The sequence below is a fragment of the Serratia sp. KH_031 genome (assembly GCF_057839655.1).
The window spans coordinates 1404741-1425194 of sequence record NZ_CM174496.1; the positions used below are offsets into that span (position 1 = coordinate 1404741).

The 20454-nt window shown below is 52.1% G+C and carries 18 protein-coding genes; 8 read left to right on the forward strand and 10 right to left on the reverse strand.

Translation table 11 applies throughout. The annotated features are described in order from the left end of the window. The first annotated feature begins 57 nt into the window (after positions 1-57). From ydcS to AC3ISQ_RS06260, 7 genes are all read left to right on the forward strand, one after another. Positions 58-1209 carry a putative ABC transporter substrate-binding protein YdcS gene (gene ydcS / locus AC3ISQ_RS06230; protein WP_489351526.1) on the forward strand — a complete coding sequence of 384 codons (1152 nt, stop codon included), beginning with the start codon at positions 58-60 and terminating at the stop codon, positions 1207-1209. Positions 1210-1226: 17 nt separating this feature from the next. Then, the gene (locus AC3ISQ_RS06235) at positions 1227-2255 is read left to right on the forward strand and encodes an ABC transporter ATP-binding protein (protein WP_489351528.1); all 1029 of its coding nucleotides are present in this window, start codon (positions 1227-1229) and stop codon (positions 2253-2255) included. A gap of 7 nt (positions 2256-2262) precedes the next feature. Next, positions 2263-3201, forward strand: a complete 939-nt coding sequence (locus AC3ISQ_RS06240; protein WP_489351530.1) for an ABC transporter permease — start codon at positions 2263-2265, stop codon at positions 3199-3201. Next, the gene (locus tag AC3ISQ_RS06245) at positions 3191-3997 is read left to right on the forward strand and encodes an ABC transporter permease (RefSeq protein WP_489351532.1); all 807 of its coding nucleotides are present in this window, start codon (positions 3191-3193) and stop codon (positions 3995-3997) included. The genes AC3ISQ_RS06240 and AC3ISQ_RS06245 overlap by 11 nt, the downstream gene beginning before the upstream one ends. Before the next feature lie 23 nt (positions 3998-4020). Beyond that, positions 4021-5445, forward strand: coding sequence for an aminobutyraldehyde dehydrogenase (gene patD, locus AC3ISQ_RS06250; protein WP_489353149.1), 1425 nt, complete (start codon positions 4021-4023; stop codon positions 5443-5445). An 85-nt stretch (positions 5446-5530) separates the two neighbouring features. After that, positions 5531-7429: an NAD(P)-binding protein gene (locus tag AC3ISQ_RS06255; RefSeq protein ID WP_489351534.1), complete on the forward strand. Its 1899-nt coding sequence runs from the start codon at positions 5531-5533 to the stop codon at positions 7427-7429. After that, complete coding sequence (locus AC3ISQ_RS06260; RefSeq protein WP_489351536.1) at positions 7426-8601, forward strand: c-type cytochrome; 1176 nt, start codon at positions 7426-7428, stop codon at positions 8599-8601. Before AC3ISQ_RS06255 ends, AC3ISQ_RS06260 begins: the two co-directional genes overlap by 4 nt. Before the next feature lie 46 nt (positions 8602-8647). Here the strand turns inward: AC3ISQ_RS06260 and AC3ISQ_RS06265 are convergent, their stop codons facing one another. From AC3ISQ_RS06265 to hmpA, 8 genes are all read right to left on the reverse strand, one after another. After that, positions 8648-9943 (reverse strand): YhfT family protein, encoded by a 1296-nt coding sequence (locus tag AC3ISQ_RS06265; RefSeq protein WP_489351538.1) that lies wholly within the window; start codon positions 9941-9943, stop codon positions 8648-8650. Positions 9944-9954: 11 nt separating this feature from the next. Then, a complete protein-coding gene (locus AC3ISQ_RS06270) occupies positions 9955-10308 on the reverse strand; it encodes a DUF2620 domain-containing protein (RefSeq protein WP_489351539.1) in 354 nt (117 codons plus the stop codon). Beyond that, positions 10305-11198: a phosphotriesterase-related protein gene (locus AC3ISQ_RS06275; protein ID WP_489351541.1), complete on the reverse strand. Its 894-nt coding sequence runs from the start codon at positions 11196-11198 to the stop codon at positions 10305-10307. Before AC3ISQ_RS06275 ends, AC3ISQ_RS06270 begins: the two co-directional genes overlap by 4 nt. Beyond that, entirely contained in the window at positions 11195-12424 is a 1230-nt protein-coding gene (locus AC3ISQ_RS06280) for a phosphopentomutase (RefSeq protein ID WP_489351543.1), read from the reverse strand. Before AC3ISQ_RS06280 ends, AC3ISQ_RS06275 begins: the two co-directional genes overlap by 4 nt. After that, a complete protein-coding gene (locus AC3ISQ_RS06285) occupies positions 12417-13583 on the reverse strand; it encodes a YhfX family PLP-dependent enzyme (protein WP_489351545.1) in 1167 nt (388 codons plus the stop codon). The genes AC3ISQ_RS06280 and AC3ISQ_RS06285 overlap by 8 nt, the downstream gene beginning before the upstream one ends. Before the next feature lie 92 nt (positions 13584-13675). Further along, positions 13676-14041 (reverse strand): PRD domain-containing protein, encoded by a 366-nt coding sequence (locus AC3ISQ_RS06290; RefSeq protein WP_489351547.1) that lies wholly within the window; start codon positions 14039-14041, stop codon positions 13676-13678. Between the two features lie 11 nt (positions 14042-14052). Next, positions 14053-14952, reverse strand: a complete 900-nt coding sequence (gene yhfZ, locus AC3ISQ_RS06295) for a GntR family transcriptional regulator YhfZ (RefSeq protein WP_489351549.1) — start codon at positions 14950-14952, stop codon at positions 14053-14055. Between the two features lie 177 nt (positions 14953-15129). Then, entirely contained in the window at positions 15130-16320 is a 1191-nt protein-coding gene (hmpA, locus tag AC3ISQ_RS06300; RefSeq protein ID WP_489351551.1) for an NO-inducible flavohemoprotein, read from the reverse strand. A gap of 345 nt (positions 16321-16665) precedes the next feature. On the opposite strand from hmpA, the gene glyA reads away from it, so the two are divergent. Further along, entirely contained in the window at positions 16666-17919 is a 1254-nt protein-coding gene (gene glyA, locus AC3ISQ_RS06305; RefSeq protein ID WP_489351552.1) for a serine hydroxymethyltransferase, read from the forward strand. Positions 17920-18072: 153 nt separating this feature from the next. Here the strand turns inward: glyA and fucA are convergent, their stop codons facing one another. Beyond that, positions 18073-18720 (reverse strand): L-fuculose-phosphate aldolase, encoded by a 648-nt coding sequence (gene fucA / locus AC3ISQ_RS06310; protein ID WP_489351554.1) that lies wholly within the window; start codon positions 18718-18720, stop codon positions 18073-18075. Between the two features lie 257 nt (positions 18721-18977). Beyond that, positions 18978-20420, reverse strand: coding sequence for an L-fuculokinase (fucK, locus tag AC3ISQ_RS06315; RefSeq protein WP_489351556.1), 1443 nt, complete (start codon positions 20418-20420; stop codon positions 18978-18980). Between the last annotated feature and the right edge of the window lie 34 nt (positions 20421-20454).

A 20454-nucleotide genomic window follows, 5' to 3' on the forward strand; every position in this document is an offset into this window, starting at 1 on the left:
AAAAACAGCGGCAGCCGTTCCCTGCCGCATTAGATCCGCAACTCAGGGGTAATCACGATGAAAAAAACGACTACCGTTATCATGCTTTCCGCACTCTGTAGCGCCGTTCTCAGCAGTATCGTTTACGCCGACGATTTACCACAGCAATTGGCTAAAGGCGAAGGGCGCTTGGATATTATTGCTTGGCCCGGCTACATCGAACGTGGGCAGACGGACAAAAATTACGATTGGGTAAGCCAGTTCGAGAAGCAAACCGGTTGTGCGGTGAACGTCAAAACTGCCGCCACTTCTGACGAAATGGTCAGCTTGATGGCGAAGGGTGGTTACGATCTAGTCACGGCCTCTGGCGACGCCTCGCTGCGTTTGATCGTCGGCAAGCGGGTACAACCGATCAATATTGCCTTGATCCCTAACTGGAAGAACCTCGATCCCCGCTTGCTGAATGGAGCTTGGTATAACCTGAATGGCAAAACCTACGGCGCACCCTATCAGTGGGGGCCGAACCTGCTGATGTACAACACCAAAACCTTCCCGACGCCACCAGATAGCTGGGCGGTAGTTTTCGAACAGCAAACTCTGCCGGATGGCAAAAGCAACCAAGGCCGCGTGCAGGCTTACGACGGCCCGATCTACATCGCTGACGCAGCGCTGTTCCTGAAAGCCACCCAACCGCAACTTGGCATCACCGATCCGTACCAATTGAATGAAGAACAGTATCAGGCGGCGCTGAAATTGCTGCGTAGCCAACACGCGTTGATCCACCGCTACTGGCACGACACCTCGGTACAAATGAGCGATTTCAAAAACGAAGGCGTGGTGGCCTCCAGCGCCTGGCCGTATCAGGCCAACGCTCTGAAAGCGGAAGGGCAACCGATCGCCACCGTATTCCCGAAAGAAGGGGTGACCGGTTGGGCGGATACCACCATGTTGCACGCCGAGGCCAAGCATCCGAGCTGCGCTTATCAGTGGATGAACTGGTCGTTGGAGCCGAAAGTTCAGGGTGATGTTGCCGCTTGGTTCGGTTCGTTGCCAGCAGTGCCAGCCGGCTGTAAAGCCAGCACCTTGTTGGGCGAGAAAGGCTGTGAAACCAATGGATTCAATCAATTCGACAAGATTGCCTTCTGGAAAACGCCACAGGCGCAGGGCGGCAAATTCGTCCCTTATAGCCGCTGGACACAAGACTATATCGCCATTATGGGCGGTCGATAATCTTTAGGAGCGACATCATGACTATTGCCGTGCAATTTATCGATGTTTCGCGAATTTTCGGCGATGTTCGTGCCGTTGACCGTGTGTCGATTGATATTCAAGACGGGGAGTTTTTCTCCATGCTCGGGCCTTCGGGCTCGGGCAAGACCACCTGCCTACGGTTGATCGCCGGTTTTGAGCAACTCAGTGCTGGTTCGATTCGTATTCACGGGCAGGATGCGACCAACCTGCCACCGTATCAACGTGATGTGAATACCGTGTTCCAGGATTACGCGCTGTTCCCACATATGTCGGTGCTGGAAAATGTCGCTTACGGTTTGATGGTGAAAGGCGTGGCGAAGCGTGAACGATTGGCGCGAGCGCAGGAAGCATTAGAAAGTGTGGCGCTGGGGTTTGTGGCGGAACGTAAACCGGCGCATCTGTCCGGCGGTCAACGGCAGCGCGTGGCCTTGGCGCGTGCGCTGGTCAATCGCCCACGCGTGTTGTTGCTGGATGAACCGCTCGGTGCGTTGGATTTAAAACTGCGTGAACAAATGCAGGGCGAACTGAAAAAACTGCAACGCCAACTGGGTATCACGTTTATTTTCGTCACGCATGATCAAAGCGAAGCCTTGTCGATGTCCGATCGTGTTGCGGTGTTCAACAACGGACGTATCGAGCAGGTGGACACGCCGCGTGAGTTGTATATGCGCCCACGCACGCCGTTTGTTGCTGAATTTGTCGGCACCTCCAACGTAGTGCGCAGCGCACTGGCAGAAAGATTGCTGGGGCAAAGCAACAGTTTCTCGATCCGCCCTGAGCATATTCGTTTGTCGGATCACTCCGCCGCCGGGCTTGGCGAGATTCAGGTTCAAGGTATTTTGCAGGAAATTCACTATCAAGGTGCCGCCACGCGTTATGAAATCGCGCTGGATAGTGGTGAAAAACTGTTGGTGAGTCAGGCTAATCCGCAAGAGCAAATGGCGGCCTCCATGCCCACGATCGGCCAGCCGGTGACTGCAAGCTGGGCGCGTGAGGCGATGGTTCCACTGTTGGAGGAGAGGTGAGATGGATATGAGCATCGATTCTCCCGCTGAGCGTGGCGGTAAATTACGTTCACTGTCGACCTTTCTCTATCGACGGCCAACGCTGTATTTACTGTTGTTATTGTTGCCGCCGTTGTTGTGGTTCGGCGCGGTGTACCTCGGTTCATTGCTGACGCTGTTGTGGCAAGGGGTGTACACCTTCGACGATTTCACTATGGCGGTGACGCCGGATCTGACGCTGGATAACTTACGTGCGCTGTTCAACCCGGCGAATTACGACATCATTGTTCGCACGGTAACGATGGCGATACTGGTCTCGCTGGCGAGCGCCGTGTTGGCGTTCCCGATTGCTTATTACATGGCGCGTTACACCAGCGGCAAGATGAAAGCGTTTTTCTATATCGCGGTGATGTTGCCGATGTGGGCGAGTTACATCGTAAAAGCCTACGCTTGGACGCTGCTGCTGGCGAAAGATGGTGTGGCGCAGTGGTTCTTGCAGCATATGGGGCTGGAGCCGTTATTAGCCAGCGTGCTGACCATTCCGGGCGTCGGCGGTAATACCTTGTCCACTTCGGGACTGGGGCGTTTTCTGGTGTTCGTTTATATCTGGCTGCCGTTCATGATTTTACCTATTCAGGCTGCACTTGAGCGTTTACCGCCTTCGTTGCTGCACGCTTCGGCGGATCTCGGCGCACGTCCGGCGCAAACTTTCCGTTATGTCATTCTGCCGTTGGCGATCCCTGGGATCGCAGCCGGTTCGATCTTCACCTTCTCGCTAACGCTGGGCGACTTCATTGTGCCGCAGTTGGTGGGGCCGCCGGGGTATTTCATTGGCAGCATGGTGTATGCCCAACAAGGAGCGATCGGCAATATGCCGATGGCGGCGGCGTTTACGCTGGTACCGATCGTGCTGATTGCACTTTACCTTTCTATTGTTAAACGTCTGGGGGCCTTTGATGCACTCTGAACGCGCACCATTAGGACTAAAATTGGCCGCTTGGAGCGGCTTGGTGTTCCTGCATTTTCCATTGCTGATTATCGCCTGCTACGCCTTCAATACCGAGGATGCGGCGTTCAGCTTTCCGCCAAAAGGTTTCACATTACATTGGTTTAGCGTTGCCGCCGGACGGCAAGACATTCTCGATGCGGTATGGATTTCGGTACAGATCGCCACAGTTGCGACACTGATCGCGCTGGTATTGGGCACGCTGGCCGCGGCTGCGCTGTATCGCCGCGATTTCTTCGGTAAAGACGGTATTTCTCTATTACTGATGTTGCCGATTGCGTTGCCGGGGATTGTCACTGGATTGGCGTTGCTGACGGCCTTCAAAGCGTTGGGAATCGATCCGGGGATGCTAACCATCATTATCGGTCACGCCACTTTCTGCGTGGTGATTGTATTTAACAACGTGATTGCTCGTTTCCGCCGGACTTCCCACAGTCTGATTGAAGCATCGATGGATCTAGGGGCTGATGGCTGGCAGACCTTCCGCTATGTCATTTTGCCTAATCTTGGCTCGGCACTGTTGGCTGGCGGGATGTTGGCGTTCGCGCTGTCGTTCGATGAAATCATTGTGACCACCTTTACCGCTGGGCACGAGCGTACCTTGCCATTGTGGTTACTGAATCAACTCGGTCGCCCACGCGATGTGCCGATCACCAACGTGGTCGCACTGTCGGTGATGATGTTGACGGCCATCCCGATCCTCGGGGCGTATTACTTAACCAAGGGCGGCGAATCCGTCGCCGGTAGCGGCAAATAATGTCAGATAAGCGAGATGATTCTATGCAAAGCCAACTGCTGATTAATGGTCAACTAGTGACAGGCCAGGGTGAAAAGCTGCCGGTATACAATCCGGCGACGGGAGAGGTGATCGCGCAGGTGGCAGAAGCCAGTGCAGAGCAGACTGAACAGGCGGTGTTGGCGGCAGATAACGCGTTTGAGTCATGGGGACAAACGTCGCCGAAAGAGCGTTCCGAGTATCTGTTGAAACTGGCCGGTGTGATTGAACAACATGCGGAAACTTTCGCACGCTTGGAATCACTCAACTGCGGCAAACCTTACCACAGCGTACTGAGCGATGAGATCCCAGCGGTAGCGGATGTGTTTCGCTTCTTCGCCGGTGCCAGCCGTTGTTTGAGTGGAATGGCGGGGGGCGAATATCTGGCGGGACATACTTCGATGATCCGTCGTGATCCGGTGGGGGTGGTAGCCTCGATCGCGCCGTGGAACTATCCGTTGATGATGGCAGCATGGAAACTGGCTCCGGCACTGGCAGCGGGCAACTGCGTGGTGTTGAAGCCTTCGGAGCAAACGCCACTCACCACGTTCAAATTGGCTGAATTGGTTGCGGAGTTATTCCCCGCAGGGGTACTGAATGTGCTGTTCGGTCGCGGTCAAACCGTTGGCGATGCATTAACCGGGCATGAAAAAGTACGCATGGTGTCGCTTACCGGTTCGATCTCCACCGGCGAACATATCATCGCCCACACTGCATCGAGTATTAAACGTACCCATATGGAGCTGGGCGGCAAAGCGCCGGTATTGGTGTTTGACGATGCCGATTTGCAGCAGGTGGTCGAGGGGATTCGCACCTTTGGTTTTTACAATGCCGGACAAGATTGCACCGCCGCTTGTCGTATCTACGCGCAAAAGGGGATTTATCCAAAATTGGTTGAAGCGTTGGGTGCAGCGGTCAGCAGCCTGAAAATCGGTACGCCTGATGATGGTAGTAGCGAGCTGGGGCCGCTCATCACTGCGCAGCATTTGGAACGAGTCGCCGGTTTTGTCGAGCGAGCTAAAGCCTTGCCACATATTCAGGTGGTGACTGGCGGTGAGAAGGTGGTTGGCCCCGGTTATTACTTCCAACCGACGGTGTTAGCCGGTGCGCGTCAGGAAGATGAAATCGTACAACGCGAAGTGTTTGGCCCGGTAGTGACGGTGACCGAATTCGACGACGAACAGCAGGTACTGAGCTGGGCGAATGAATCCCTGTACGGCTTAGCTTCTTCGGTGTGGACGCGAGATGTCGGCCGAGCGCATCGCCTAAGTGCACGTTTGCAGTATGGTTGCACTTGGGTTAACACGCACTTCATGTTGATCAGCGAAATGCCGCACGGTGGGCAGAAGTTGTCTGGCTATGGCAAGGATCTGTCGATGTATGGGCTAGAAGACTACACAACGGTTCGACATGTGATGTTCAAGCATTGATTTTATGATGTTTATCAGCACAATAACGCGGCTTTCAGGCCAGTTACAGCTGGCCTGTTGATAATAAGATAAAAAGGAAGCCAATATGGGCATTACCCGTCGTGATTTTCTCAATGGGGTGGCGATCACCATCGCCGCTGGGTTGACGCCAATGCAGATCCTGCGTGCGTCGCCGCAAACCGCTAATCAAACTCTGTATTATCCACCTGCGCTGACTGGCCTGCGCGGTAATCATCCCGGTTCATTCGAATCCGCGCACCAATTGGGGCGTGATGGTAAGCAGTTCGATTTTGGCCGCGTTCCTTCAACGGAAGAGTTTGATCTGGTGATCGTCGGCGCGGGTATCAGCGGCTTGGCGGCGGCCTGTTTCTGGCAACAGTTAAAAGGCAAACAACAGCGCATTTTGTTGATCGACAACCATGACGATTTCGGCGGTCATGCCAAACGTAACGAATTCAGCAGCGAAAACGGTACCATCCTCGGTTACGGTGGCAGCGAGTCGTTGCAGTCGCCGCGTTCCAACTTCAGCAAAGTCGCGATGGGGCTGCTGGAAAATCTGGGCGTCAGCATCGACGGGTTGGAAAAAGCCTTCGACACCACGTTCTATCCGGATCTGAACCTGAGCCGTGGCGTCTATTTCGATCGTAAAAACTTCGGTGTGGATAAAGTCGTGAGTGGCGATCCGGGGCGGATGGTGGCCGACGATATTCCACGCGATCGCCTCAACGGTCGTTCCTATGCAGCCTTTATCGGCGATTTCCCGCTGCCAGAAAATGATCGTCAGGCGTTGATCGCGCTACACACTATCGATAAAGATTATCTGCCGGGCATGAGCGTCGAGCAGAAAGTGGAATGGCTGGATAGCCACAGTTACAGCCAATTCCTGCGCGAAAAAGTCGGTCTGAGCGAAATGGCGATTCGCTATTTCCAACAAACCACCAGCGATTTCCAAGCGGTCGGTATTGATGCCACGTCGTGCGGCGATGCGCGGATCTGCGATCTCCCTGGCTTGAACGGTATGGGTCTACCGCCGTTGGATGAAGAGTCGCTGGCGGATCTCGAAGATCCTTACGTGTTCCACTTCCCGGACGGTAATGCTTCTTTGGCTCGGCTGATGGTGCGCCATCTAATCCCTGCGGTTGCACCGGGCGGCAAAGATATGAACGACATCGTGCTGGCGAAGTTTGATTATAGCCAACTCGATCGCCCTGATTCGGCGGTAAAACTGCGTTTGAATAGCACCGGTCTGCATGTGGCGAACATCGGCGATAAAGTCGAAGTTGCCTATATTACTGGCGAGAAAATTAGCAAAGTCCGCGCCGGGCAGGTGGTGATGGCCGGTTATAACATGATGATCCCGTATCTGGTGCCGGAGATGTCTCGCGAGCAGCAGGATGCGCTGAAACAGAACGTTAAATCGCCACTGGTTTACAGCAAAGTGGTGATCCGCAACTGGCAACCTTTCATCAAATTGGGTGTACACGAAGTTTATTCTCCAACCGCGCCTTACTGCCGTGTGAAGTTGGATTACCCAGTCAGCATGGGCGGTTATCAGCATCCGCGCGATCCAAACCAGCCGATTGGCTTGCACATGGTGTATGTACCGACGCTGCCGGGCAGCGGCCTGAGCCCGCGCGAGCAGTCACGCAAAGGACGCGCTTTGCTACTGGGCACGCCGTTTGAAGTCCACGAACAAATGATCCGCGAACAGTTGCAGGGCATGTTGGGCTCCGCGGGCTTTGACCATCAGCGTGATATTCAAGCGATTACCGTCAACCGTTGGTCGCATGGTTATTCTTACTTCCTTAATGGCTTGTTCGACGATGAAGATGAATCCAACAAGATTATCGAACTGGCGCGTCAGCCGGTCGGCAAGATTGTGATTGCTAACTCGGATGCAGACTGGAGCCCTTACGCTAACTCGGCAATCGATCAGGCATGGCGTGCGGTTAACGAACTGGTCGCCAAGAAGGAGGGAGCATGAACATGCGTCGATTAACGTTGATGATGCTACTGGTGGTAGGCGCTTCGGTTCATGCGATGTCTGCCGGAGAATATGTCGCCAAAGCGGGGGACTGCGCCGCTTGCCACACTACGCCGGGCGGTGCGGAGTTGGCGGGGGGCATGAAGTTCCCAACACCAGTAGGGGACATCTACGCCACCAATATCACACCGGATAAACAACAAGGCATCGGCAGCTACAGTTTTGAGGATTTCGACCGCGCGATGCGCCAAGGGATCGACAAAGACGGTCATCATCTGTACCCGGCAATGCCCTATACCGCTTACGCCAAGATGAGCGCCGAAGATATGCGCGCCTTGTACGATTACCTGATGAACGAAGTTCCGGCGCAAAACATCGCCAACCGCGAGGGTGACATCAGTTGGCCGCTTTCGATGCGCTGGCCGTTGGCGGTGTGGAATAAATTGTTCCATGACGACAAGCCCTATCAACCGGATAACCAGCAAAGTGCTGAGTGGAATCGCGGCGCTTATCTGGTACAGGGTGCGGGGCATTGCGGTAGTTGCCACACGCCACGTGGTTGGGCAATGCAGGAGAAAACGCTGGATAACAGCGAACCTAATTTCTTGGCCGGGGCGGAGTTGGACGGTTGGTATGCGTCATCGCTGCGTGGGTTAAAACCGGATGACACCATTGCACTGTTGAAAACCGGGCGTAGCCAACATGCAGCTGTTGCTGGGCCGATGGCAGAAGTGGTCACGCATAGTACGCAATATCTGAGCGATGTCGATCTCAGCAGCATCGCGCTGTATCTGCATAGTCTAACGCCAGCCACCGCGACAAAGGCAGCCACGGTTAACGCTGCACCAGCGGGGAAACCGATCTACGCTATGTATTGCTCCACTTGCCACGGTAATAAAGGCGAAGGTAGCGATGGCGTCATCCCGGCGTTAGCGGGCAATGCAACGGTGCTTGCGGATAATCCGTTAACCGCACTGCGCGTAGTGCTGGACGGGGCACATACGCCGGTCACGCAACATGCTCCAGCGCTCGATATGCCGGGCTACGCTTGGACGTTGAATGACCAACAGGCGGCGGATCTGATGAGTTATTTGCGTGGCAGTTGGGGCAATCAGGCGGCATCCGTGACGGCCGAACAGGTTAAGGCGGCACGTGAATTGAGTAAGAAGTAGAAGTAAAGAATAGGGCGCGGTGCTGAATACACCGCGCCCTAATGCGTTAAGCAGGAATGAACAACCCGCACCAAAACGCAATATTCAGCACGATACCGGCAATAATCACCGCGACGACTGGTGCCGCAATTTTCAATACCGGGCGACCCAACGCTTCGTTGAGGAAGTACAACGCGGCGGTAATGGTGAAGCCGGTATAACCCGCCATTTTGATTGCGGCGAAGATTGAACCGATCAGCAACGCAAACTCCATCAATAGATTCATCGAATTACGGATGTTGTCGGAAGCGTTACGTACCGAGGGGAAGTGCCCCATCCATTTACCGATTGAGCGTAGCAGTAAGACTTCCAACGAAATCACCACCGCCCCCAGCACGAAGGCCAATATTGGGTTCGGCACCAGATAACCGACGACAAACACGAAGGTGAAACCCGCGACGGCATAGACGCCGGTAGCCAGTGCGGTGGCGGCGATCATCGGCACAAAGCCCAGCCCACGCATAAACTCGGCCAGCGCCGCTTGGTGAACCAGAACGGCAGATTGCTCTGGGCTAATCCCCGGCGCATAGGCTTTTGCCAAGGTATAAATAGAAACTTCACTCCCGCCGAAAATTTTCATGCTGGCAACGGCCGCGATTAGGCCGCCAACGATGGCAATCATCGGCAAATTCTTCAATATTCGGCTGGTACGCTCTTCAAATACTGAAAGCCCTCCACCTTCGGTTAAATGTGTTTTAGCACGCAGATCGCGGAAGATGGCGATACCGATTAACAGCACCATACCGGCGAAGATCTCGATAGATTCGGGGGACAACGCGGTAAAGCGTACTACCGCCAAGCGCACTAAAAGCACCACAATGGCGGCGAACAGACCGGATTTCCAGCCAAACTGGTAGAAGATGGCTACCAATGGGAACAACGCAAAGGCTGAAATGACCGGCGAGCTTAACTCACCCAGTGAACCGATAAAGTTTACTGGCAATGAGGTCAGCGCACTGTTGACCGCCGGTAAGCTGGTGAACACCAATACGCCCCAAACAGCGCCTAGAGTGAAAGCCAAATAGCTATTGATCGCCAACACACCGATGATGTCGGTGGGCAGGAACAACAGCCATGAGTTGAGTAAGCCGGTCGACAGAGTGAAGGAGATCCCGACTGAAGCAATAAAGCCAACGCTGAGACCGAAGGCGATGCTGCCTGCTTCGCGGCGCGTCATATTGCCCTCAACCAACTGCGGCAAAATCGGGCGGATACCGTCGTGGAACACCGCTACCGAACGGTGCGAGAGCAGGGCGGTCATGCCGGTCAGCAAGGCCACCACGATAATATGCATGTAATCCATGGGTTATCCCTTTAGCCGATCCGGGTGACGAGCAGCGGTATGGCGTGTTCGACGTGCTCTACCGATAAACCAAAGGCGACTTTGCCTTCGGCGATGAATTTATCCAGTTGCTCCGGCTTAGCTTGAATCCCCGGTTTAGCGATGGTGGCACTTTTGTTGTAACCGATAATGGCAATCGCCATCGATAACGCTGCTCCGGCTCCGGTGTTGCAAGCACCAATGTAGTAATCCAGCTCGCCATTTTTCACTTTCATCGCGGCGTCCATATCGGACAGGATGTGAGTTTCAAATTTACCCGGCGTTGTCTGTTCAATCAGTTTTTGGATCTGCTCACGTTGCAGCCCAACGATGCCTATTTTTTTCATTGTTGATTTCCTTTCATGGCAAAAAAGTGGTTAGGGTTGTGGCGCAGCAGGGTTTCTACCTGTTGTTGGTTGATTCCTGCGGCTAAAAGTTGCGGAACAAAAGTGTCGATTAGATAGCTGAAACCCAATCCGCCGTTGGCTTTCAGATGTGAACGGCGAGTGATGTCCATCGACAACATCACTCGTTCCAACAACCCGCGCTCGGCTAATGCCAGCAGCATGGCGATACGTTGGCTATCGGGGAAATAACTGTTCTTGCCGATGGTGTCGAACTGCACGTAAGCACCCTGATCGATGATGCGAATAAGGGTGTCCAACTGTTCTTGCAGATCGCAGTGGCCGATCACCACGCGGTCGAGCGGTACGCCGTGCTTTTTCAGCAGATCGATTTGTTGCAAACCCATGGTGCTGAAACTGGTATGAGTGGAAATCGCCAAGCCAGTAGCATGGTGTGCCAAGGCGGCGGCATGGAACATTTTGGCTTCATCGGCGGTTATCTGGTTTTCACTGCTGCCGATTTCGGCGATTAACCCAGCCTTAAGCGTGGTGCCGTCGATGCCGTTTTCAATCTCATCGATCATGTTGGCGGCTAACTGCTGAGCACTCAATTCACGCACTTCTTCTGGATAGAAACTATCGGTGTAGTAACCCGTGGAGGCGATCACGTTAATGCCGCTGTCACGCATCAGATCCAGCATGAATTGCGGATTACGGCCCATATAGCGGTTGGTGACTTCGACAATATTGGTCACGCCTTTTGCCACTAATTCCTTCATTTCGGTGCAAATCAAATCGTATTGATCCAAGCGGCAATCAATGTTGTTTTTAAAGCCCGACAGATCGATATGCAGATGTTCGTGGGCGTAGGTATAGCCTGCGGGGTTGATCATAAGGTTGGCTCCGAACGACTGAGTAACGGCAGGAAGGAAACACCGCTTTGCGGGGCGGCGGCATTAAAATACTGGCAAACGGTGGCACCGACATCGGCTAACGACTCACGCACCCCCAGATAACCCGCGGCTAAATAAGGGCTGTAAACCAACAGCGGCACCTGCTCGCGGGTGTGTTTGCTGTGGCCGATGGTCGGATCGTTACCGTGATCCGCCATCACCACCAGCAAATCCTCCGCTTGCATCGCCGACATGATGTGCTCGAGTGCGCGGTCAACCACCTGTAAACGCTCGGCGTAACGCGCTACATCTTGAGCGTGACCGGCTAAATCGGTTTCTTGAATATTGGTGCAGATAAAGGCATCGCCGGGGTGTTGCATTTCTTGATAAGTGATGTCGAGAATGGTTGGTGAATCGACCAAACGCGTGTAGTTACGACCATGAGGATTGGTGACGATATCCGCCACTTTACCGATCAGCACGGTTTCGATGCCTTGTTGATGTAATTGCGCCGGAACTTGCACCTGTTCATTCACACCATAACCCAAATGTGCCACTTGGAAATGATGCTGATAAGCGCCGGATTTAGGGGCATTGATGCCAATAAAACGGCCTTGCAAGGTTTCTGCGGCGGCTTGTAATTGTTGACTGTTTTCTAGCTCTCCGCCGAAGGCGATCACCCGTCCGACTTGAACGCAGTTGCGTACGCATTGACCGATAGCCAGTGTTTGTTCGAAGCTCAGTTCGGACAAATTGGCGCTGATGTTATACACCTGACCGGGATCGGCTTCTAAGTTATCGCCAATGGCGGCGGCACCGTTGACCCAAAGGTAGCTCAATCCATCCAGCGAGATGCGCTCTACGTGATAACCTGCGCGGATAAGTGCGGTCTCCACAGAGTCAATCACTTCACTAAAAGGTTGTTCCAGCGGCGGTAACGGCAGGGTGCCCATGATTTCCTGATGCCCCATAAAAGTATCGCCGCCTTGATGGCGTAATAATGCGGTGCCGTAACAGGCACGGGATTCACTCTGCATAATGTTAGCTGCAAAGCCTAGTGCGTTAATCAGCCCCAATCGTTGTAGGGCGGGCAAACGTAAATCGGGCATCACTTGTAAGATATGCGCGCAGGTATTAGCGCCAACGTCTTGCGGACGTACTTGTGGTACATCGGGCATGGCACCGACACCAAAACTGTCGATCACTAAGGTGAGAAATTTAGCCATGTCGTCCCCCAATCGGATTGCCGAGGCTGTCGTATAGCCCCACCAACTTGGCGTTGCCGCTGTGAATTCCGCTGATTAAGGCGACATCGCTGCGAGTGACGAAAATCTGGCTGCGAAAACTCATGATCACCGGACTACCAATCGGATACTGTCTATCCAACCGTAAACAGTAATCGATACTGCTGCTGTCTATCGGCAATACCCGGCTGTGATGGCGTGCTTGCGGGGTGACGATTAAGGCATGTTCTAAATGGCCGCGGCGATAGTAACCGCCGCCAAAACAGTAACTTTGATGCATGAAATGATGTGATATTTCAGACAGGTATAGCATTGCCACTTTTTCGGGTTGTTCGCCGCCGGCATTGGCTGGCATGGTGCCGGTTAAGGCATGGCCCGGCTCGGCATGAGTGACGCCGAGCGCCGCCAATTGGGGCAATGTTTCGACGCTGGTGGCGGAAGGGGCGTTGATTTGCTGCACCTCAATGCCTTGCTCGCGCAGAACGTTCACCGCTTTTAGCAACGTCGTCATATTGCGAGTCGGACGAGTCTGTTGGCTGGCTTGATCAAACATCATGCAAGGGAAGTGCGTCGCGCCGACTACGCGCACGGCGGGTAGGGCGGCGATCTCGGCCAATACCTGTGGCAATGACGCGATGGCAAAACCACCTTCTTGCCCGGCATACAGCAGATCGTCCGGTTGGCAGACTTTTAGCAACAGGTTCTGTGAGAGCTGTAAGCGTTGTGCGATGGCGGAAATCTGCCGTGCTTTTTCTACCGAGAACACGGTGATCACTTCCGGGCGATGTTGCAGGATCTCTTCCAGCATCGACAACGGCGGCTGCACCAAATGCCCGATATGAGCGACCGGTAATTGGTGGTGATAGAGCTGGCGTGCTTCTTTAAAATCTACTGCGACGATGCCATCGAACCCGCTCGCCATTAACATGCGATATAACAGTGGATTACGTCCAAACTGCTTACCCATAATGTACAGTTTGATCTGATGCTGTTCGGCGCAGCTCAACAGTAACCGGGCATTAGCCAGTAGCTGATCAACATCAATAACATAGCAATCTGGGCCGATCATCCCTTGTTGCCACAATGCAATGCTGGCATCGATCAGCGCAGGATTTTGTTTTTCAAGTGCATTTAGGAACATGCTGTATCCTTACTTTTGTTGACCGCTGGTGTATTTAAATCATCATTATTTTGAATATTTAGAGCAAACACATTTCCCTGGCTTGGCTTAATTCAATTAATGTGAGTCACTTTGTTGAGATACAGGCTGTACCAATTCGCGAGTAAATAACCGACTTCACTTTCGGGGACATCAACGGTGAAGTAAGTGAGCGCTTCTTGATGGATCTGGTGGATCACGTCGAACTCTGCGGCTTGCTCGATTTCTGCCAATAATGCCGGATCGAGAGCATTGATCGTTTCTTCACGACGGGCGCGCATCAGGGCGTTTGCCATGTGGGTGAGCGCCATTTCACCTTGCTCGGTGCGCATCGGTAGTTGCCAGTGTTGTTCTAAACGATCAAGCACTTGTTTGATTCCGAGACAAATATCCTCGTCAATAACGCCTGCCTGACAGAGTATCGCTAACCTGTTTTCCACTGTGTTGTTCCCTAATATTGAGGTTCTATTTCACCGCTCTGCACTGCTCTTTGGTGAGCGAGTAGGCGGGGTTTATCAATCATATCTTGCAGCAGGTTACTGAGCGGTGAGCTGTCATTACGGGTTAAAATTACTGCTTCAGAGGCTTGCTGGTAGCGTTCGTCACCACCGAGCGGCCAGGTTTCCAGATTCAATTCGTCAATGTCACGCGTGACGTTCCAAATCACCGCATCAATATGGCCTTTGGCGATCTGCGCCAGACAATCGGTATAAGGGGTTGCCACTCGCTCGATGCTCTGTCCGGCGAAGGCGATATCAGTCAACAAGGCTTGATCTGGGGAACGTGGATCTAACCCGACACGCTGGATGGCGGCTCTTTCACCTTGGCGGCAAATCAACTGATGGCGATCGACATAAGAGCCCGCCCCGAGTGCTAACGCAATACGCACTTGGCCTTGTTGCAGAACACTTTCTGCTGCCAGCCGCGAAACCACTGCCATGTCGTATACGCCATCCAGCAGACATTCGATACGAACCTGCGCACCACGCATATGAGCGAAATACAGTGGTAGCGCGGTGAATTGTTCTTTTAAACCGCTGGCTAAGCCTTCGTATAACTTGGTGTAAGGCAGTGGCATGGCACACACCAGATTGCCGAAATCGGCCTGTTGCAATAGTCCTGTCAGATTGATTTGTGTCAGTAGCGTGCCGTTGCGACCTCGGCGTTCTAGCAGCACATTTTGACTTTGTTCCAACGATTTAAGTGCGTTTTGTACTACGCCGACGGAAAGCGCAAATTCATCCGATAACTCATCAATGGTCTTCAGGCGATTACCCGGCTGCTCGCCTAATAAGTAGCGTGCCATCAGGGTCAGTGCCAGACCTTCTTTTTTGATGAATCTCTTTGCCATGCGATTTACTACCTTGATTTGAAATTGAATTTAAATTTTCGATAATTTGAATATTTAAATCTTCATAGATTTGAAGTTTTAAGGCAACCGTAAAATAAGCGATTTGGTAGAGAGATCACATTTGGGGTAATTGGGGGAAATAACTGGGTGAGCGGAAACTCACCCGGAGACAAGCGGTTACAGTACTTTATGTGGGCCAAAGCATTCGTAATGGATACGATCGGCATCGACACCCATTGCCAGCAGTTGTTGACCCACATGCTGCATAAATGGCACTGGACCACAGAAGTAGTAGTGCATGTGTGGGTTTTTCAGGCTTTCAGCCACGTTATTCAAATCCATCAAACCGCTGCTGTGGTAGTCACTTCCAGCGACATCATCGGCACCCGGCTGGCGATACCACACATGGCGGCTCAGGTTTGGCATTTGCTCAGCGATAGCATCCACTTCATCAGCAAAAGCGTGTGAACTGCCGGTTTCAGCGGCGTGTAGCCACAATACATCAGCCGAATGTTGGTCGCGGTGCAGCATATTCAACATACCCAACATCGGTGTTTGGCCTACACCGCCGGAAATCAATGCAACCGGAGTGGTCGGTTCCACATTCAGGAAGAAATCCCCGTGTGGTGGGGCGATATGGATCACGTCGCCTTCTTTGGCTTGTGTGTGCAGGAAGTTGGAAACAATGCCCTGATCTTCACGTTTTACCGCGATGCGATAATATTGGCCGTTAGGCGCAGTGGTCAGTGAATATTGGCGGATTTCCTGATGTTCCCAATCATTGTTTTCGAGGTAAACCGCCAGATATTGACCCGGCTGATAATCCACGACTGAGCCACCATCGACGGGAGCCAATTCGAAGCTGCAAATCACATCACTCTGTGGTTGTTTCTTCACTATGCGGAATGGACGCAGGCCACGCCAGCCGCCGTTATCAGACTCACTTTCCTGATAAATTTGCTCTTCACGCTGGATAAACACGTTTGCCAACACGCCGTAAGCTTTCCCCCAAGCGTCTAGCACTTCTTGTCCTGGGCTGAATAATTCGTCCAAGGTCGCCAATAGGTGAGTGCCAACAATATTGTATTGTTCTGGTTTGATGTTGAAGCTGGCGTGTTTGTGAGCGATACGTTCAACGGCTGGCAACAACGCCGCCAAATTCTCAAGATTGCTCGCATAGGCGCAGATGGCGTCGAATAAGGCCTGACGCTGATCGCCGTTGCGTTGGTTGCTCATATTGAAAATATCTTTCAGTTCAGGGTTATGGCTGAACATACGATCGTAAAAGTGGGTGGTCAGTTTCGGGCCAGTTTCAGCCAGCAGGGGAATGGTGGATTTGACGGTGGCGATGGTTTGACTATCCAGCATGGGTGATACTCCTATTTAGCAATCTCTATGAGGACTTAATGTTGTATTTTAAATGCATCTTATTGATTTTTACTTTCCCTGTAAATACCCTTGTTTTTGTTATTGATATGTTAAGCGGCGATCGGGTTCACAGAACATGAAAAAACCGCACTATCGATATGAGTAAATCTCGGTTGCTTCCTGCGCATTTTTGTTGAATAAAAACCTGATATCATCACATGCCAATCGTTTGCGTAAAAACCTCTGTCAAGACCTACCTCGGTAGGGGAAAACAGTTTACACTGTTGCCCAGATCCCAAACGGGTGGTTATTTTTAGTTAGCTGATTCAAGTCAGGAGATGCCGGATGTTAAAGCGTGAAATGAACATTGCCGATTACGATGCCGATCTGTGGCGTGCTATGGAGCAAGAAGTTGTGCGTCAGGAAGAGCATATCGAGCTGATTGCTTCTGAGAACTACACCAGTCCGCGCGTGATGCAGGCTCAGGGTTCACAATTGACCAACAAGTACGCGGAAGGCTATCCGGGCAAGCGTTACTACGGTGGTTGCGAGTATGTAGACATCGTTGAGCAACTGGCTATCGATCGTGCTAAAGAGCTGTTCGGTGCCGATTATGCCAACGTTCAGCCACACTCTGGCTCTCAGGCTAACTTCGCGGTTTATACCGCTCTGCTGCAACCGGGCGATACCATTCTGGGTATGAACCTGGCGCACGGCGGCCACCTGACCCACGGTTCACCGGTCAACCTGTCTGGCAAACTGTACAAAGTGGTGCCTTACGGCATCGACGATAAAGGCCAAATCGATTACGAAGATCTGGCAAAACAGGCTCAGACCCATAAACCAAAAATGATCATCGGCGGCTTCTCGGCTTTCTCCGGTATCGTTGATTGGGCAAAAATGCGTGAAATCGCTGATAGCATCGGCGCTTACCTGTTCGTCGATATGGCGCACGTGGCAGGCCTGATTGCCGCTGGCGTTTACCCGAACCCAGTACCACATGCACACATCGTGACTACCACTACCCACAAAACACTGGCTGGTCCACGCGGTGGTTTGATTCTGGCGAAAGGCGGTGACGAAGATCTGTACAAAAAACTGAACTCTGCCGTTTTCCCTGGTGGTCAGGGTGGCCCTCTGATGCACGTGATCGCGGGTAAAGCGGTGGCGTTGAAAGAAGCGATGGAGCCTGAGTTCAAGGTTTACCAACAGCAAGTCGCGACCAACGCTAAAGCGATGGTAGAAGTGTTCTTGCAGCGCGGCTACAAAGTGGTTTCTGGCGGTACTCATAATCACCTGTTCTTGCTGGATCTGGTCGACAAAAACCTGACCGGTAAAGAAGCCGATGCCGCACTGGGTCGTGCCAATATCACCGTGAACAAAAACAGCGTACCAAACGATCCGAAGAGCCCGTTCGTGACTTCTGGTGTGCGTATCGGTACTCCAGCTGTGACTCGTCGTGGCTTTAAAGAAGCCGAAGTGCGTGAGTTGGCGGGTTGGATTTGTGATGTGTTGGATAACATCAACGACGAAGCGGTTATCGAACGCACCAAGAAGAAAGTGCTGGATATCTGCGCGCGTCTGCCCGTTTACGCCTAAGCGAAACGGCGGTCTGTTGTTAATCAGGCGGGAGCGATCCCGCCTTTTTTATAGCTAAAAATCAATAAGCTGCCTGATACAATTCAGCGCTGGCTCCACGCCCGAACCAGGATGTTTCGTTGAGGATCATTCTGTGTGCCATGTTGTTCTCCTTTATTCTTCAATACGTAAGCCGTAGGTTTTGAATTTTTCCAGTACGATCGCCATTTCTTCATCACTCAGTACCGGAACGGGGTCCTGGATTGCCAGTGTTGCCAAATAGAGAGTGGCGAGTGTTTCGACCTCATGAGCCAGCCACAGGGCTTTTTGCAAATTGGCTTCGCAGGTGATTAAACCGTGGTGTTGCAGTAAGGTGGCTTTACGATCTTTCATTGCCACTGCGACGTATTCTGATAGCGGTTTACTGCCGAAGGTGGCGTAGGGCGCGCAAGGGATAGTGGTTCCCCCGGCGGCAGCAATCATGTAGTGGATCGCCGGAATAGGGCGATTCAGGATGGAAACGGCGGCACAGTGAATGGCATGGTTGTGTACCACGGCATTGGCGTCTGGGCGGGTTTGGTATACCGCCTGATGGAAGCGCCACTCGCTGGAAGGCAGTTTGTCTGCTTCATGTTTGCCTTGTGCGTCGATGTACACGATGTGGGATTCGGTGAGATTTTCATAAGGAATACCGCTAGGTGTGATCAACATCCCCCCCTGATAGCGCACACTCACATTTCCTGCCGTCCCTTGGTTTAATCCCAGTCGTGTCATTTCTAGACAGGTGTTAATGATTTCACGCGCTAATATATTTCTTTCCATTTTTTCCTCTTCTACTAATTTTAAAATTCAACAATAGCGGGATAACCGACATTGGGTCATTGTTGTTACTTGTCAAAAAATATTATCTATTGGATGGCAATAATGATGAGCTGTGTCTTCTCCAGACTTTAATAAAATACATTGCCACCGTGAGAGATGTGACAGTTATCAATATTATGATTCGTTACTGAGGTTTGATGCCACACTATTAATAAGAGTCAATATCCGCTTGAATCACAAATACTATTATTTTGATGTCAAATATCTGCCATTATCTGTTGGTATGCTTTGTTTTGTTCCCCTGGGTAGTAAATTTGATAACGATAATCTATTTGTTGTCGCGCCTGTTCTACTGAAGAGTAATATCCGCAGCCATACCAAGCGAACATGGCAGCGCCCAATACTGTGGTTTCCGCATCGTGCAATACCTTGATAGGTAAGTTGATGATATCGGCTTTGATTTGGTTCCACAGGGTATTTTGACTGCCACCACCCACCAGTAATAATTCACTCGCCTGAAATTGGCTGATCTGCTGTAACGTGGTGAGATGATGTTTTAACTGCCACGCCAGTCCTTCTAAGGCTGAGCGATAGAAATGACCGCGTTGGGTGTTGAGACTGACACCACGCCATCCCGCTTCAGTTTGGTTATTCAACAAACCACAATTCATGGTGACTCCGTCACATCCCGGTGGAATGACTGCGGCCTCTTGGATCATGCTGTTATAGGCTTGTGGTAATGGCACATTGCGCCAATAAAGTTGACGCACCCACTCTAATACGCCAGAAGCTAACCATTGCAGGCCAGGATTATACAGGTGATGGCAACTGTCTAATTCGCAGGTTGAGCCTGGGTGTTGCGATAACAGCTCGGTATTAACCCGTGCCGTGCGTACCATCAGGATTTCCCAAGTGCCGGAGGACAACACCGGTTGTTCCAACTCGGCTCCTGAACCGAACAATGCGAATTGGGTATCATGCCCGGCACAGATCACCGGTATGCCCACTGGCAACCCTAACCGTTCTGCCATCTGTGGTAACAGGGTTCCAACTCGTTCCCCAGCGGCGATCATCGGGGGGAACAATTCAGCAGACAGACCAATACTCTGCAAGATGACTTCGCTAAAGTCCCCCTGTTTGATATCCAATAATTGACTGGTGCCTGCCAAGGTGCGATCGGTAGTTAATTTCCCGGTTAACCGATGAGTAATTAAAGAGGAAATAAAGAGCCAAGCATGAGCCTGCGCCAATATCTGTGGGCGATTTTCTTTTAGCCAAATTAATTTATATAACGTGTTAAAACTAAAATGCCCAACACCTGACAGGCGCTGTAGTGTTTCAGGGGCAATATAGCGTGCAATATTGTTCATGATCTCGGTGGTGCGCGGGCATTTCCAACTGATGATTGGAGAGAGGATCTCTCCTTGCGCGTTCACCAAGGCACCATCCACACCAAAGGTTGTGACCGTAATGGCGTGGATTCGATAACCCGCTAATTGTGGAACCAACAGCTCACAGCAGTGAGTGAAGCGTTGCAAGATGTCATCTAGGGACCAGTTATGCCACTGTGCATGTTCAACCGCAGTTTGGCTGGCATTGGCGATAGAGGCCTTAGCCACCATTTTTCCTTGTGCATCAACGGCAATCGCTCGGATATTAGTCGCACCGCAATCAAGGACGATGACAACATCAGGGTTCATAATTTCTCCAGCTTATCTGACAAAGAGGCCGCAC